The following is a 14,801-nucleotide window of genomic DNA, read 5'->3' as shown; positions in this document are numbered from 1 at the left end:
TTAATTTTATTTTTTTAAATACCTCGTTTTTCTAATAATATCAGATACGATCTGAACATCACGGTTGATAAAACCTTGAAAGGGGTTTACCATCGTGATCACCCCCCCTTTCCTTCGCCCAGTACATTGCTTTCCATGCGCCATAAGCCAGGCCACGTATGATTTGAAGATCAGTTCTGATGCCCGCGATCAATTCATCCCTGCTGTTATAGTCCATCAAAATATTCTGCCCTTCTTTGAGCACAAAACCCGAGATATCAGTCGTCATCTGCGCACTCCTTTTTGAAATATCCCTGATCATCTGCTCACTAAAAAGCACCAGATAGGGTTCACTTATTCCCAGCTTGCCTATTTCCCTGCCATAACCGATAATCTCCTCACATATCGTATACATATCGCGCAATGCCAGTCCATTCTTAAGTGCCGAATTTACATTGGACAGCGAGGAATAGATTATGCCTTGGGCGATAACGATGCTCGAAGTATTTAGATTGATGTTATCCAGTGATTTGTTGATCTTGCCCAGTAGTTCGTTATGGGTGATCTCTGCCGCATTTCTCACTACTGCATTTTCATTTACAATGGCCAGGTGCCTGGCATCAAAGACCACCCGCTGTGCCAGTAGCAAAAACGGACACATGCAGAAACCCAACAGGTAAAATATCAGTTTCATTTTTTCAGGTATTTAGCGTTTTCAAGAATATCTTTCACAATGGCACGGTCGATATCAATATACTCCGAAAAAGGATTGGCCCTTTTGATCATAGCCCAAAGGTTTCCATATTCCAGGCTCCGGACAATTGCAGCTGCCAGGTTCCTCAAGACCGACAGTTCGGTGAGCACATGGTCAAACAAGATCTTCCTGTCCGAAGCTTTCATCTGGTTCACTGCGCCGATACTGGCGGCAAGCCCAGCCAGATAATAGACCAGGTCACGGGATTTCTCCAGCAAATCAATCTCACTCTGGAGTACCAGCGGCAACAGGTAGGGATTTTTCCCGGCCAGTTCATATAACCGGGATTGGTCCCTGGTGATCTCGCTGACCATTGGCATCGCCCGAGTTCCGATATCCAATGCATCGATTGCGGTACCGATAATACCGAAACGTGACTGCAGATCCCTGAAACTGTTTTTAAACTTTGCCAGCAATGTCCTGTTCGCCTGCTCGTTGACCGTATTACCCGCCTGCCGGTTTCTTGCCTCCGACTGCCGCTCATGCTCACTTTTGGAATCCGAAACAAGCTGATGGATTGCCGGAATGTTGAGCGCTTTTTGCTGGGCCCGCGCTGTGTGTAAACACCACACAAAAGCCAAAAGCAGAACCGCCACCCTCATTTCTTTAAGTATTTTGCGCCCGATAAAATTTCGTTCGCGATGCGCACATCCATATTGACCCAGCCAGACCAGGGGTTAAGCGAGGCGAAAATCCCCCGCATCTTTGCCCAGTACATCGCCCGGTGCATCCCGTAAGAAGTCCCCCTGAGGATGCGCATTTCAGATGCAATGTGATTCAGCAATTTCGAGCGCTCGCCGGCATCCATCAGGTTATCTCTACCGCCCCTAAGGACAAAAGCACCAACCTCTGAACCCAGCCTGACCGCCCTTGTTTTGAATTCACGGGCGTTCTGCTCGGCAAACAACAGCAACACCGGATTGGACTTCCCAATTTCAACTGCCTTCTCTACATCTCTGACAATATCAAGTCCGATATCGGTAATCTCCTTAACGGACATCAGGTTGTTGAGTATTGCCGAAACTTCTGTAAGTCCCCGATATATCCTATCCTGCATATCGTTCACGACAACAAGCTGTCCGGTTATCAGTAGCTGCCCCCTTGAGATCAGGCTTAAATTGTTATTGGTACGGTCCAATTGCCTGTTGATAATTCCCGAATGACCAGCCATTGCTGCCGCAGTAACCGGATCCACATAGAGCGTCTGTGCATTTATGCTCCTGCATAAAAAAGCACAAAAAATAAGTACAATTACTTTCATGATTTTAAGTTGTTTAAGCGTTTGTTAATGGTCCAGAAGCATCCGAATTGACCTGTTTAACGAAATCACCAAGGGAAAGTCCGGAATTTTTAAGATCATCAATAAAGGCCTGGACTGCCCCAGGGTAAGAACCAGCCCTTGCCAGATAACTTTGCACAGCCAGCTTTTCAGGTTTTTCCGTGGTATAGGTCAGGTATTGTTGAAGTGAAACCTCAACACCATAGACTTCTCCAATGTCTCCCCTTCTGATATACACTTCCTTAAAAGGGCTTCTGCCTTCGCGGTTATCCAATTGATTGGTACTGAAGATCTTGTTCCTTTCAGTCTTTGAGATAGAGAGCATCGCCGCTATTTCATTGTAGTTGTCCCGGAATTTGGACTGATCAAGCAGGATGACCGTATCCGAACTGCTTATGATGGTATCTTTAACTACCGCATTACCTATCACATCCGCAAGATCCTGGGTCACCAGTATCAGTTCGCCCCAGAATTTTCTGACCGTTTTATCGACATAAATCAGGAAACCTACCATTAAGGGTGACGAAATCGCTTTCCATGCTTCCTCGATGACTAATGATTTCCGCTGAAAATCCCTGTAGCGCATCTTCTGGATGAAAATGTCCATGATGTTCAGCGTAACGATGGCGAAAAGCAAGGCATGCTCTTTAATGCTGTCTATTTCAAACACGATCAGCCGCTCATTCAGCAGGGATCTATCTGCATCTTCATTAAGTATTGTGCCAAATTCTCCGCCAGTGCAGAATTTGCGCATGATAAAACGGAAACCTTTAAAATCAAATGGAACAGCATTCTCCTTCATGATCATTGGAATTTTTTCCATTGCATAAGCATAAAAAGAATCAAAATTAAGTTTTTTGATCCCTGACGATTCCATCATCGAAAACCATTTTGCATAGTAAGATGTAATCACCTCGGAGATCACATCCCTTTCCAGCTGGCTGGCTTCACCTTCCGGCCCTTTTAAACAGACGAGGATCAGCACCAGGATAAATTCCTTCTTTTCAATATTATACTCTCCCTCGCTGATCGCAAAAGGGTTCATCGTGATGGGACTGGTATCGCTATATGTGATATACCTGCCACCGGCATATTGGCTCAGCCCTGAATAGGAATGACCTGTGTCAATAATCACGATATCCATTTTGTATATCAGATACTGTTCGATCAGGGAATTCATGAAAAAGGACTTACCGGTACCAGACGGACCAAGAACGAATTTATTCCGGTTCGTGATCCTTCCGGAAGACATCGGCAGATCCGCAAGATCAATAGCGATCGGGATTCCGGACCTCTCTGTAAAACGGACGAGAAATCCTGATTGTTCATCTTTGGGAAGGCTCTCTTTGAATAAAAGACAGATAGCAGCTTCGGCAGTGGTCAGAAACCAGTCATACCTCCTGAGTTCGGCAGCGTTCCCAGGTAACGCCGTCCTGAATAATTCCAGTTGGTTATAGGCATTCCTGCTCGGGATAATTCCAGTGCGGAACAGCGCGCTTTCAATATGATTGTAAGCCCTGTTGAGTACTGACCTTTCTGCACATACAACGATATTGAAATGCGCATTGATCAGTAACCTGCCGTCCCTGGCCACATCATCCAGTAATAAGGAAATATCTTCCACGCACAGATTGTTGGCAGGATCGGGTATTCCGCTATGCCGTTTCCGCTTCAATTCCATCTGCCTGACCGTCATGGTCTGCGATGGAATTTCAAGAATCTGGTTGTATAGAATGGAGGAACAGTCCGGTACTTTAAAAAGAAACGAAAGCATATCAGTAGGAAATCCCTTAAGACTTTCTCTGTCCGATAGCTTTACCGATGTGGGAAGCATGGCAGGAAGATCGACCTGGTCGATATTGATCAGCGGTATGGAACGGAAAGAGCGGGATCCGATATTTACTTCAGTATCAGTGGGATGATAATTATCCAATGAAATGCTTTCCTGATCAAACTGCATGGCCATAATCCTCATCAAAAACAGGTTGATCTCTCTTTCCCTCAATACCCTTGGCCCCATTCCGGAATTTTCCAGCAGCCCAACAACCTTGAGAACGGTTATCTTAAATTCAGCAAGCAATTTTTTATCATGCACAAAAAACGCCCCTTTTTTTACCTGTCTGGTAATGGTGAGTATTGTCTGGAGTTTTACATATGGCCTGCCCTCGAAATGCCTGTTATAACTATCCTGCAGATAGTCATCTGCAACCTTATACGGGTATTCAGCTTTATAGATGATATCCTGCTTCTGAATGGTATGACCTTCACCAATAACCCTGGCCAGGCTTGCAAAGAACTCATGAAAATTGTCATAAGCTCCATCATCACCTCCATACCTGAGCACCGGATTGGTCATATTGATCAGCACAGAGAATTCACCGTTCAGCCCATATAAAATATCCATTTCAGCATCAATATCGATCCCTAAATAGGGTACCCTAAATTCTTTTTGTCTTACCATAATGATTGATTTTTGAAAGATGGCTGGTCTGAAGAAAGATCCCGGTGGCACGGGTCTTATGGTGCAATCCCCTTTTTTGGCACATCCCGATATAATAAAAGCCACCGATCATCAGCGAGAGCATAATTACCGCTCCAACATACATATTGATTAGTGCCATGGTCAGTGCACCGATGACGAGTGATAGCAGCAGGACTCCTATTCCCCAATAAATGAAACGTCCCTTAAAGCCTTTATAGGTTAACGGGCGCTGTAGACCTCTGTAAACCGGAAAAAGCCTTTCCATTTTTACAGTCCAAAAAAAGCTTTGACGATAAGGGATGAAAGAACCAGAAAGAGACAGGAACCTCCCCAGCCCATCAGCTCCTTGTTGATGTCCTGATCTCCGCTGTTCCATTTGGAGTATACACGGATGCCACCAACGATGCCAACCAGTCCACCGATCACCAGTGCAATATTGGTCGCCGGATCTACATAGGTTTTAAGCGTACTGGTAGCGGTGTTCAATCCGTTTACCCCGCTCTGTGCGACAACGTATCCGTTGATCGTACACAAGTATAAAAAAAAGATAAACCTTAAATTCTTGATATTTTTCATTTGATTGGGATTTAGATAAATGGTTAAGAAATAAAAAAAACCGCCGTCAGCGGTTAGTAACAGGTCCCTTCAGAGTCCGAAAACATGCACCAGCACGATATGTATGACAATGATAAACAGAGCGGAAAAGAACCATGCAGGGACATCCGCATTCACATCCTTTCCCATCTGCATCTTATGATATACATGGATGGCACCAATAATTGAAATAAGTGCGGCCAGCACTAATGACAGATCCCTCATGGAAAAAAATGATTCCCTGATAAAGCGCCTTGCCTCTCCCATTTCAGCAATTCCGGGCTGGGCGAGTGCTGCTGTCCTGGTCAACATCCAGATGACCAAGAACATCAAAATCCTGGTATTCATCATCAGAAGGATACCAAAGAAGTGTATTCGATCGACTCGGAACGCGCAAGGGCAAAAAGCTCTTTGATGGAAACCCCTCCAGAAAATATAATCGGAGGCTCTTCCAGTTCCCCATCATCCAGGAAATAATCAATCTCTTCATCTTCGATCTCCTTGAGTGACACTTTTTCTGGTTCGGGAAGATCAATAAAAACAGTGGTTTCATTTGCTTTTTCCGCATCGATCTGCTGCCTGTTTCTTGCCAGATCGAAGGCGATAAGTCCCGAATAATAAAGCACGTAACAGCACAGCATCCAGGACAAAAATTGTATCCAGCTCATAGTTCAAAATTTTCTAACGATGTTTTAATAAACTTTTTGATCTCGGGGTGCTGCTCAAAGAGACGCTGCAGGGCAAAGGCTATTACCCGGTTCATATCGAGCCCTGAGGCCAGCTTTAGCCTGTTGAGCAGCTGGACCGTTCTATTGTTCAGTCTGGGATGCAACATATGGGTGTTACCAGAACAATCAAAGTCCCTTATTAAGGCGATAATGTCCGGCTCCTTATTACCTGCCTTATGTGATGTGCCGGCAGTTTTTCCACCTGTAACGGGGTCCTTATTTGTAGGGACAATTTCTGGTGGCCTGATGCTTTTTCTGATTTCATCAGCCAGGGTTTTAATTTCTACTTTCATAAATTCCTTTTAAGGTACAGGTGCGGTGGTTTCGATGTGATCAGCATAGATCTGATCAAATACAGGGATAATCACAGGAAATAGTGATAAGGGGGTCTGAGCGGTATCGGTCCGCTGGAAATCTACACGGTCCGATATCGGAGCAGTAATTTTTCCGAATTTGGAAAGCTGCCCTTCTACTTCAGCTGCCGTATCATACCTGACATTCCCTTTGATCCGGTTTGGGATAAAGACCAGGTGTCCCGACGGGTTGATCTTCTTCAGCACGACCGAAAAAAGAACGGTTGAATCGAAGCTAAATTCATCATAAGAGAATGGACAGAGTATCAGATCAGCTGAACCGAATACCGGGATAAGCCCATCATCATCCAATTTCCCGGGCAGGTCAATGATCACGATATGTTCCCTGCTCTGGCTAAGCACGGTATACATAGAAGGAAAATGCTCCAGTCCCGCGGCGATGATCTCATAGTGTTCAGGCCTTTCAGCCAGTTTGGCCTTTTCGTATTTCTGCGCAAGCGACTGCTGATAATCCATATCGATCACGGTTACCTTCCGCTTTTTGACCAGGGTTAAAAAGTTGGCCAGTAAAAGGGTGAGCGTACTTTTCCCAGCCCCTCCCTTTTGGTTTCCAATAATAATTAGCATAATAAAAAAGGTTTAAAAAATTAACGGGTGTTTGTACGGGCCTTGCCCTTGCGCTGACGGTTGCGACCAAGGATAGCTTCATCATCGATATCCTCCTGGAGATCAAGCGTCCGGATTGGCTCTTCACAGAATCCCGCCCCCTCCAATTCAGAAAGAATATAACTAACTTCGACTGACGGATCTGCGAGAGATATCCTGTAGTCCGGACGCGCTAAATCATTTTGAAGATTGAAATTCAACAGTGGAATAATATCACGAAGATGCATCACCTCTGAACCTTTCATAACCGTTTTACGCGAATGATCGATCAGGGTATAACCGTAAGGAATTTCACTGTCCTTACTGTGAAAGATCAGTTCAGCGCCTGTTCTGTTCTTGGCCACCCTTGAAAATTCTTGCAGTTCTGATGTGATATCGGTCGGAGAAAGAAGATCAGAATTTGATAAACGTTCGGTCAGGATTTTTAAAAAGATAGCCTTCAGTTGTCTGTACCTATCCGTATCCCTGCCCTGATCCCGGCATAAAGATTCAATGTCTGAGATCTTTAACTTAGAGATCAATTTCCCGGACCGGGACACTTCCATGTTTTCTTTTTCAAAACGGACATCAAATCCCGATCCTTCCAAAAGGGTACGCACCTGTATAACAGTAACGAAACGATATTTAAGCAACTTACCAAGCTTTGCAATATCAGCCTGCTCCCGCATCACTACATTAGAAAGAGCCCTGACTGACCGGAGTTTTTCAAAGGCCGAAGAGATCTTCCTCCCATTTTTATCAATCCTGGTCGAGACAATATGTACATGGTTATTTTCCGTGTCATTGTGAAAGATCACCAGATATGGATTTTCACCATAACCCATTTCGGCCATCCATTTTTCAGCAGTATCCAAAAGTTCTCCTTTCGATGTCGTTTTACCCTTAGCAGAGATCACCGCATGGAACTGCGGTTTACTTACCCTTTTGTTTACCATAGATACAGCTTTCAGATAATTGATAAAATCCTGAGGGCCAATTTTATCCAGTCCCATTAGGCTGCCGAAGTTCCGTACGTTTAAAAGCTCCCCCTTTCCAGACCGCATCTTCTCGTGGTTATATCTTACTCCGGCAAAAGTTGCAGAAGAACTGAGTATCTTTACAATCATATAGCCGATTCACTTTGCAACCTGCTCAGCAGATCACGGGATTATAATTAAGCTACATAGCCAGCATCGTTGTCTTACCGTTACCTTCGTAACCAGCTGGCAGTATTTCAAGCCCCCGGGTTATACTCAAATCCAGCAATATAGATCACCTACAAGCTGGTTACCAAACTACCACTGGAGCTCCGCAACCATATAACAGTGTAACAATAGCATATTAAAACAGCATAACCCGATATGCACCTGACTACAAAACACCGTAGCCCCTTAGCTGCCCATCAACCTTAACATTCTTCTGATTTCCATATTGAGACTTTTTACAAGAAGCGAATGTTTATAAAGCTCTTTACTATACCTGGTGAAGATTACCGGCGAGAGTATCCGCTGCTTATTCAATATATTGGCGTACCTGGCAAGCTGATTAATATTGTTGCCGGTTCTGGAAAGTTCCAGTCCGATCTGATCAATGCTAGCTAAAACCGAACGCCCGTCGAAAATTAGCGGCAAATTGACTTCAAGTACCCTTTTTCTGATGATATCAGCCCTTTTTAACCCAAGAAGTTTTTCAAGCGATACAATAGAATTAAATTCTTCCTCCGAAAACCGCACACTTATCTTTCTGTTTCTCTTGCCACTTTTGAGGTGAGGCCTTCCGACCTGTTTTTTCTTTCCTTCCATTTTAACATCATCTAAAAGAGAAAACGAGTTGCGAGTTTTCTCCTCCCCAAATGCTCCGCTTTGGGGCAAGATTCTTTTTGGAGGTGTAATCCGCAGGATTATTGTCCGACAAAAAGACATCTTGCATGGATAAAAAACAAAAGCCCTCCGCGCCTGTCCCAAGGGTTTACTTATAAATACCGGATAAGGGCTTTAGCTTTAGACACCGACTCGATCTCCAGCCATTCTATTCGCCAGGAAGCAGAATGGGACCCATCCTTACGGGCGGTTACCAGCCCCTTCGCAATCCAGCGCTCCACATTCCTCCGTCCATACAACCTAAAAGCTTCCGCCTTCTTAAGATAAGGCTTCAACTTACCGATCCTGGAAAGCGCAACCCTTCCCCCCATCTCCGCCGCCTCTTCGAGCAACTTTTCCAGTATATAAATGCTGATTTGTATTTCCATAAAAATGCCCACAAAAAAAGGGGCCACATGGCCCCTTATTACCTAAACTAAACATAACACTCAAAGTCTTCGGTGGTCGGAACTACTCGCGTCAGTCCATACGGACCGGGCCCTCGCCTGCCCCTGCGCTTTCGTCATCTTGATACGATCTCAACTTCGCAGGATTTTCCGCTCCTCACGGAATAATGCTTCATTCCAGTATGTCAAAGAACAGATGCCAACAGGCACCCTAACGCTCCGCCACTGGCAGATAACTGATTCTGTTGCTTTTAGAGGCGACTGCTTCCAGTTCACTTCTCAGAATAGATTTTCTGGGACTCCCCTTACCACCAATTCGGGTAGCAATAAGCTTTTCCGTAATCCATCTGTCTACATTGGTCCGTCCATAAATGGCGTAAGCTTCAGATAGGGAAAGCTGATTTTTCAACAACCTTCCATCACGGAAACATCTCTCCAATCCGACCTTGACGGCCGATTGAAATAAAACGGATAGCTCTTTTGTAGCAATCATATTAACCTTGAAACCAGTTATATAGGTTTCATAGCCCAAACATATCTATGAATCAAAAAAAATGGAATTTTTGGACTGAAATGGACTAAATTGGACTCGAAATGAGCTCAAAGTGAGCTTCAGCTCCGATCCGGATGCGATGACTTGAAGGCCCGAAAAATATCCTGTAGCCTGTCAGTTAAAATAACCCAAGTGCATTTCTCTTAGCTCCGAGAGCCAGGCATAATCGGTTATTGATCCAGTTCCAAATCACTACTTACGCTATGTCACCTGGCATGTATATACAACTAGCTGAACACAGCAGTGAGACGAAAGACATTATCACAGCTGTAGCCCAGTGGATTTGAAGGGTTGGGGAATTTTTCTCGTTTTATGCGTACCGGCGCTGATGAAGGTATTTGGATCGTTCATTAGATATCCCGTTATCATTGAAGCCAGTATGACCATTGATAAACAAAATACAGCAAGGTTCAAACCCACAGTCCAATTTTACAAAGTTGAAATCGGCAGCCGGACAGTTATTGAACTTGAAAGTTATCCTTTGAATGAATACGGAACAATTGAGGGAAAACCGATCACCATCTCCGATAGCTCTTATCACGACAGTCTTATTGCTGGGCAAATAGGTTTAAATAAACCCGTAATGATAAATCCGAACATGTTCACCCCGGATTTTGTTACCTGGCATAACTGCCTGATAATTATAGGGACATTTTGCCCGTAAAACTTGAATATCATCCGTAAGCAGGTGGCACCGCAGTCCATCTGGTCAAACTGTTTATAGAAAGGGAAATTATTTCCCAAAATATGATTATTTAATTAGGTGAATGGTTACGGAAATATCGGGTTATATTTATTAAATCAATCAGAATATAACACATAATTTAGCAGTATCGAAGATTAATTTCTTTTCACCTGATAAGGGACAACGCTTTCTGCAATACCAGATCTTGCCTCGCCTTGACAGACTCAACGGACTGTTGACAATAGACATCAGGCTTTATCCCTTTCAAATGGTGTTTTTTGCCCTTAGCAGTTTTGACCAGCATCCCTGTAAAATAGACCGTCAGCTTTCCCGGCAGATATGCAATATTCACGTCGCCGTTTGTCCCAGACGTCGGGGTACCGACTATTGTTCCCAGATGATAGTCTTTTATCAGTCCAAGTATTGACTCAGCCGCACTTTGAGCCGAAGCATCCGCAAGGAATATTAATTTTCCACTGAGATGGTTAGCTGGAGAGGGGTTGTATCTTTCTGTCAAGGGAAGGAAATTTACCTTTTTAAAATCAGGATATAATATTTCCGGGATGAACATCCGGGTTACCTCTAATTTTTTTGTAATGATGGCTTCGATGAGGTTGTCACTAGCTGTTTGGTCAAAAGGATAACCCCTAAGATCAAATATGATATTGGCTGCCTGGGTCAACTCCTTAAAACTATCGGCGTTCAGGGAATTTCTTGTAAGGTCAAAATAATAGACGGAGGGGTTTAACCAACCATTGGGCCGTTTCAGGTAACCGGAATTACCCGGCACTAAAAATTTAACAGGCTCATTGCGTTGCAATTCCGTTCTAGCCACCAGGTTGCCACGCCTGATCTTAAGGGTGACATTCCCAGGCTTATCGCTGCCAAGGACATTGTTTAATGCTAAAAGTGTTTTCATCTGGGGTGAGCCCGAACTGTAGTCAATCAGGGAATCCAATAAGCTTTTGACCGGTCGATTATTAATCTCCTCAATAATATCCCCTGGGGAAAGACCATAGGAATAAGCTTTATTCAGCACGTCCTTGACAGCTACTTTCTTCTTAATTTTGATCAGGGCAAGCGGTGGTCCGTAGAGGCTGTCATTTATACCTTTGGCGACAACAAACATATGGGCATCGTTGTAGTATCCAGTCATCTTCTTGATATTCTGTACAAACCGTTCCTGCGTCTGCGGGACAGCGGCATCAGCTAATGCTTTTTCCAATATACTCCCGGCGGGCACCTTAACGTCTTGCCAATAAGGGTAGGAATGTCTCAGGATATTCCAGAGGATGATTACATCGGCTATCCTCACCTCAGGAAACGAGAAAGCACTACCACCATAATAGTCTTTATTCAGCGTTCTGGTCAGGAAATCTGACAAAGTGCCGCTGATTTCGTTGGCACTTGGAAAAGTTTTGCGCTCATTTCCCAAAACTACCAAAGGCATCAGAAAGTGGATGTCCTTGACCAGTTCTGTTTTGATATACTCCCCAAAATGTAACTTTTCATTGAAAAGGGGAACATCTGTCGACTTCACCTCAAGGCTGATTACCTGATTTTTTAATTCTTCCTCCTGGTCTTTAATCTCCAGGGACTTAACTTTTTGTCCGTTGTCAATAACCTTGAATTCCGCTTTCCCCAGGGACATGGGGATGCCCAGATTTGTATTGAGCTTAAATACCATGTAATTTGTGGAGTCCCCAATCTTGCCGGTAAAGACATAATCTTTTCCAACCGACTGATCAAGTACAACACTTTTGCTCAATGGCTCCCCGCCGGAAATACCCAGCGATAGCGGCAAACTAAATGTACTGTCCTTAACCTGGGCATAAATCCGGAACTCGAAAGGAAGGCCACGGTATTTTTTAACATCATATCTTCCGGTAATATTGGTTGTGTATTGATTTCTCTGCTCGAACGGTGAACTACGGTTTACCCGGATGCTATAGTATGGTCTTTCCATAACTCCACTGTAAAGGTTGAACCCCAAATGTTGCCAGAATACGGGCAACAAATCTTTTTCATCAAGTGGATTCATCTTCATTTTTTCAAAACTGATCATCTTCGCATTGTCAGAAAATTGAACGGACGGCGCTATAGGCAAGAAAATCGACTTCAATTTTTGGAGGAGCTCCTGATCATTTTTTACCTCGAGCATCATCTTACTGCCGTTTATCGCCACATCGTCCCAAATTCCAAGTTTTGCTTCATCAGCGGGGTGGAAATACTGAACATACCCCAGCGTTTTAGAAAACGCTACCAGATTTCGCAGTTGCTGCCTGGATAGTTGTGAAAAACACAAACAGGGAGATATCGCAAGGACGAAAATAACTGAATAGAATTTAAGACTCATGTTTTTTGATATTATCAATTAATGTTTTGAACTGTCTTATTTGATGCGACTCGCTAAGCAGGGGAATTGAATTTTCCCCGTGAGCGAAATTCCTTCATGAGAATACATCATTTTTAAAAGGGCTTCGCCGCTAAGATGGGCATTTGCAGACGCTGGCTTTGAAAAGTCGGGATCATTTTTAAAATCATGGATAACATCAAAGTAAATGTGCTTGACTCCCCTGCTCGTTAATTCTTATTTTTCCGTATTTTATGATTTCATGCACTTGTGCTACCTTTCCCCCTTTAAGCGGATCGGAATCTTGACCAAATTCCGGACCGTACCAGTCAGCATCAAGGGCCAGATAGCGAATGCTATTTTCAGAGGCAAAATCTACCATCCTTTTCCAGGAAGGAGGAGACATTTCATATTTAAAAACCCTCCACCTGGGCGCCTGCAATCCGCCAGTCCCAAACGGCAACTCCGGCTTGACCCAAGAAAAAGCCATCTCTTTTGATGGAGGCGGGTTCAACAATTCCAGAAGGTGAGAATCAACCATTTGTCCAGGTGTAGCTCCATACATAATGACCTTCCAGGCATCACTTGGTTTGGATACTATTTTAAACGTGGTTTGTTTTTTTGCAGACTTTAATATCAAGGGTTCACCATATGATAAGCTGGCTTCGTGAATAGCCATATAATTATTATCATCAACTTTGATTGTCATAACAGGCAAATGTATATCGCTGCAGTCCGATAGTTTTTCCGAGCCAATGTTGGCCCTTTCGCCATTGTAATACCAAGCGGTATAATCGCCGTTAAAGTTGAACTGGGTCAATTCTTCAGGTGCTTGCTCCCTAATAAAAATGTATCTGAAAGCTCTATACCGTCGGTCATAGGTTCTCAAAACGAGTTTATAGACCTTGTAATCCAGTGTAAGCTCATTATATATCTCCGGTACTGTCTTTCTTTTTCCCCAGATTGGTTTCCAAACCGCATTAACGGACCGACGCGACACCTTAGCCGAAAGCCCTTCTCCCAGACCGGTCAATCCGAGTTTCGATCTTTTAATGAGCATCCTGGAATTAGCAGAAAAGGAATAAACAAGATCGCCAACTGAAGTGTAGGCCAGGTTCAAATTCAATTTTCCATTTGGGGATGCGATCATCAGCGGGAATAGCACGGATCCCGGATTTCTTATACCTAACGCAAGAGCGGCTTCAGCACGGAGCGATAGAGTGGCACATAAGAATAAAAGGGTTAGCAATTTGTTTTTCATAGATATTTAAAGCCTGTTGGATGTATCGATGTAGGGGAAATTACCGCCATAAGATCTTCGGCCGGTGAAGGCGGTCTTTTCAGTATAAAATTAGATAACATCATCTATAGCTCAGTAATTACAGCTGCATATCCACCATTCCTGCTTAGTTTAACCGGGATGGCAACACCAGATTTTACCGTTTGGGAACTCTTTCTATAATCCATTGCCTGGCGACTGGCGTTTATTCCATCTGAAAACGAAGTGAGCTGATAAGATTTGCCTTTGGGTAAAAAGCTCAAATCCAGGCTAAGCTCTCTTTCTGTTCCATTTGTGATCCCACCGATAAACCATTTATTCCCTTTTCTTTTTGCCACTATGGCAACCTCTCCTACTACTGCATATAAAGCTCTGGTCTCATCCCATGTAACCGGCACCTGGGTAATGAAATCCGTACAGTCCTGGTTTTTATAGTATAATGTTGGATTGTCACACAGCATCTGCACGCCACTTTCAAAAAGGACAAAAAGTGCAAGTTGGTATGCCCGTGTACCTACACTTGCAGCGTTCGGGCGCTTTCCTCCATAAACATCAGGTTGCATATTAATCATTGCACCCGGCGTAAAATCCATAGGACCAACGACATTTCTGATAAAGGGCAGGAAGATCGTGTTATCAGGCTGACAACCTTCCATCTGCTCCAGTCCCCTTACTCCTTCATACGAAATCACGTTAGGATACTTGTGTTCCAAACCTTTAGGAGTGAAAGATCCGTGAAAATCTACCATTATCTTTATTTTTGCAGCTTCCTTTGCAACACGTTCATAGTAGTTTACCATCCACTGATCGTTTCTATCCATAAAATCGATTTTCACCCCCTTTATCCCCCACTCCGCAAATTTCCTGAACAGGTCCATGTTTTTTTCAAC

At 43.8% G+C, this 14,801-nt stretch carries 18 protein-coding genes; all 18 read right to left on the bottom strand.

Translation table 11 applies throughout. The features are described 5' to 3' along the window. Positions 1–58: 58 nt before the first annotated feature. Positions 59–673 (bottom strand): hypothetical protein, encoded by a 615-nt coding sequence (locus PGN18_RS20825; RefSeq protein WP_335321505.1) that lies wholly within the window; start codon positions 671–673, stop codon positions 59–61. Next, positions 670–1,335, bottom strand: a complete 666-nt coding sequence (locus PGN18_RS20820; protein WP_335321504.1) for a hypothetical protein — start codon at positions 1,333–1,335, stop codon at positions 670–672. The genes PGN18_RS20825 and PGN18_RS20820 overlap by 4 nt, the downstream gene beginning before the upstream one ends. Further along, positions 1,332–1,994 carry a hypothetical protein gene (locus PGN18_RS20815; RefSeq protein WP_335321503.1) on the bottom strand — a complete coding sequence of 221 codons (663 nt, stop codon included), beginning with the start codon at positions 1,992–1,994 and terminating at the stop codon, positions 1,332–1,334. The genes PGN18_RS20820 and PGN18_RS20815 overlap by 4 nt, the downstream gene beginning before the upstream one ends. Positions 1,995–2,007: 13 nt before the next feature. Further along, positions 2,008–4,473, bottom strand: coding sequence for a TraG family conjugative transposon ATPase (locus PGN18_RS20810; protein ID WP_335321502.1), 2,466 nt, complete (start codon positions 4,471–4,473; stop codon positions 2,008–2,010). Then, positions 4,451–4,759 carry a plasmid transfer protein gene (locus PGN18_RS20805; RefSeq protein ID WP_335321501.1) on the bottom strand — a complete coding sequence of 103 codons (309 nt, stop codon included), beginning with the start codon at positions 4,757–4,759 and terminating at the stop codon, positions 4,451–4,453. Before PGN18_RS20805 ends, PGN18_RS20810 begins: the two co-directional genes overlap by 23 nt. A 2-nt stretch (positions 4,760–4,761) precedes the next feature. Further along, positions 4,762–5,070 (bottom strand): DUF4134 domain-containing protein, encoded by a 309-nt coding sequence (locus tag PGN18_RS20800; RefSeq protein ID WP_335321500.1) that lies wholly within the window; start codon positions 5,068–5,070, stop codon positions 4,762–4,764. Between the two features lie 69 nt (positions 5,071–5,139). After that, a complete protein-coding gene (locus tag PGN18_RS20795; RefSeq protein ID WP_335321499.1) occupies positions 5,140–5,439 on the bottom strand; it encodes a DUF4134 family protein in 300 nt (99 codons plus the stop codon). Next, a complete protein-coding gene (locus PGN18_RS20790; protein ID WP_335321498.1) occupies positions 5,439–5,756 on the bottom strand; it encodes a hypothetical protein in 318 nt (105 codons plus the stop codon). The genes PGN18_RS20795 and PGN18_RS20790 overlap by 1 nt, the downstream gene beginning before the upstream one ends. Continuing rightward, complete coding sequence (locus PGN18_RS20785; protein WP_335321497.1) at positions 5,753–6,109, bottom strand: hypothetical protein; 357 nt, start codon at positions 6,107–6,109, stop codon at positions 5,753–5,755. Before PGN18_RS20785 ends, PGN18_RS20790 begins: the two co-directional genes overlap by 4 nt. A 9-nt stretch (positions 6,110–6,118) precedes the next feature. Next, entirely contained in the window at positions 6,119–6,757 is a 639-nt protein-coding gene (locus PGN18_RS20780) for a ParA family protein (RefSeq protein WP_335321496.1), read from the bottom strand. A gap of 20 nt (positions 6,758–6,777) precedes the next feature. Next, positions 6,778–7,902 carry a relaxase/mobilization nuclease domain-containing protein gene (locus PGN18_RS20775; RefSeq protein WP_335321495.1) on the bottom strand — a complete coding sequence of 375 codons (1,125 nt, stop codon included), beginning with the start codon at positions 7,900–7,902 and terminating at the stop codon, positions 6,778–6,780. Between the two features lie 264 nt (positions 7,903–8,166). Continuing rightward, positions 8,167–8,577 (bottom strand): plasmid mobilization protein, encoded by a 411-nt coding sequence (locus tag PGN18_RS20770; protein ID WP_335321494.1) that lies wholly within the window; start codon positions 8,575–8,577, stop codon positions 8,167–8,169. Between the two features lie 170 nt (positions 8,578–8,747). Then, the gene (locus PGN18_RS20765) at positions 8,748–9,023 is read right to left on the bottom strand and encodes a hypothetical protein (protein WP_335321493.1); all 276 of its coding nucleotides are present in this window, start codon (positions 9,021–9,023) and stop codon (positions 8,748–8,750) included. Positions 9,024–9,252: 229 nt separating this feature from the next. After that, on the bottom strand, positions 9,253–9,534 hold the full coding sequence (locus PGN18_RS20760) for a hypothetical protein (protein ID WP_335321492.1): 282 nt from the start codon (positions 9,532–9,534) through the stop codon (positions 9,253–9,255). Between the two features lie 597 nt (positions 9,535–10,131). Next, positions 10,132–10,272 (bottom strand): hypothetical protein, encoded by a 141-nt coding sequence (locus PGN18_RS20755; protein WP_335321543.1) that lies wholly within the window; start codon positions 10,270–10,272, stop codon positions 10,132–10,134. A gap of 173 nt (positions 10,273–10,445) precedes the next feature. After that, a complete protein-coding gene (locus PGN18_RS20750; protein WP_335321491.1) occupies positions 10,446–12,635 on the bottom strand; it encodes a S41 family peptidase in 2,190 nt (729 codons plus the stop codon). A 196-nt stretch (positions 12,636–12,831) separates the two neighbouring features. Further along, positions 12,832–13,893, bottom strand: coding sequence for a glycoside hydrolase family 97 N-terminal domain-containing protein (locus PGN18_RS20745; protein WP_335321490.1), 1,062 nt, complete (start codon positions 13,891–13,893; stop codon positions 12,832–12,834). Between the two features lie 104 nt (positions 13,894–13,997). After that, positions 13,998–14,801, bottom strand: an 804-nt coding sequence (locus PGN18_RS20740; protein ID WP_335321489.1) for a glycoside hydrolase family 97 catalytic domain-containing protein, incomplete at its 5' end; no start/stop codon positions are given.

Source organism: Pedobacter terrae, from assembly GCF_036946585.1.
In the GTDB taxonomy this organism is placed as follows: Bacteria; Bacteroidota; Bacteroidia; order Sphingobacteriales; family Sphingobacteriaceae; genus Pedobacter; species Pedobacter terrae_C.
The sequence above is the reverse complement of the archived record's forward strand: the minus strand, read 5'-3'. Positions and strand labels throughout refer to the sequence as shown.

Excerpts from the sequence above, each read along its gene's own strand:
- PGN18_RS20825 (WP_335321505.1), bottom strand. The coding sequence starts at position 673 with ATGAAACTGATATTTTACCTGTTGGGTTTCTGCATGTGTCCGTTTTTG.
- PGN18_RS20820 (WP_335321504.1), bottom strand. The coding sequence starts at position 1,335 with ATGAGGGTGGCGGTTCTGCTTTTGGCTTTTGTGTGGTGTTTACACACA.
- PGN18_RS20815 (WP_335321503.1), bottom strand. The coding sequence starts at position 1,994 with ATGAAAGTAATTGTACTTATTTTTTGTGCTTTTTTATGCAGGAGCATA.
- PGN18_RS20810 (WP_335321502.1), bottom strand. The coding sequence starts at position 4,473 with ATGGTAAGACAAAAAGAATTTAGGGTACCCTATTTAGGGATCGATATT.
- PGN18_RS20805 (WP_335321501.1), bottom strand. The coding sequence starts at position 4,759 with ATGGAAAGGCTTTTTCCGGTTTACAGAGGTCTACAGCGCCCGTTAACC.
- PGN18_RS20800 (WP_335321500.1), bottom strand. The coding sequence starts at position 5,070 with ATGAAAAATATCAAGAATTTAAGGTTTATCTTTTTTTTATACTTGTGT.
- PGN18_RS20795 (WP_335321499.1), bottom strand. The coding sequence starts at position 5,439 with ATGATGAATACCAGGATTTTGATGTTCTTGGTCATCTGGATGTTGACC.
- PGN18_RS20790 (WP_335321498.1), bottom strand. The coding sequence starts at position 5,756 with ATGAGCTGGATACAATTTTTGTCCTGGATGCTGTGCTGTTACGTGCTT.
- PGN18_RS20785 (WP_335321497.1), bottom strand. The coding sequence starts at position 6,109 with ATGAAAGTAGAAATTAAAACCCTGGCTGATGAAATCAGAAAAAGCATC.
- PGN18_RS20780 (WP_335321496.1), bottom strand. The coding sequence starts at position 6,757 with ATGCTAATTATTATTGGAAACCAAAAGGGAGGGGCTGGGAAAAGTACG.
- PGN18_RS20775 (WP_335321495.1), bottom strand. The coding sequence starts at position 7,902 with ATGATTGTAAAGATACTCAGTTCTTCTGCAACTTTTGCCGGAGTAAGA.
- PGN18_RS20770 (WP_335321494.1), bottom strand. The coding sequence starts at position 8,577 with ATGGAAGGAAAGAAAAAACAGGTCGGAAGGCCTCACCTCAAAAGTGGC.
- PGN18_RS20765 (WP_335321493.1), bottom strand. The coding sequence starts at position 9,023 with ATGGAAATACAAATCAGCATTTATATACTGGAAAAGTTGCTCGAAGAG.
- PGN18_RS20760 (WP_335321492.1), bottom strand. The coding sequence starts at position 9,534 with ATGATTGCTACAAAAGAGCTATCCGTTTTATTTCAATCGGCCGTCAAG.
- PGN18_RS20755 (WP_335321543.1), bottom strand. The coding sequence starts at position 10,272 with ATGATATTCAAGTTTTACGGGCAAAATGTCCCTATAATTATCAGGCAG.
- PGN18_RS20750 (WP_335321491.1), bottom strand. The coding sequence starts at position 12,635 with ATGAGTCTTAAATTCTATTCAGTTATTTTCGTCCTTGCGATATCTCCC.
- PGN18_RS20745 (WP_335321490.1), bottom strand. The coding sequence starts at position 13,893 with ATGAAAAACAAATTGCTAACCCTTTTATTCTTATGTGCCACTCTATCG.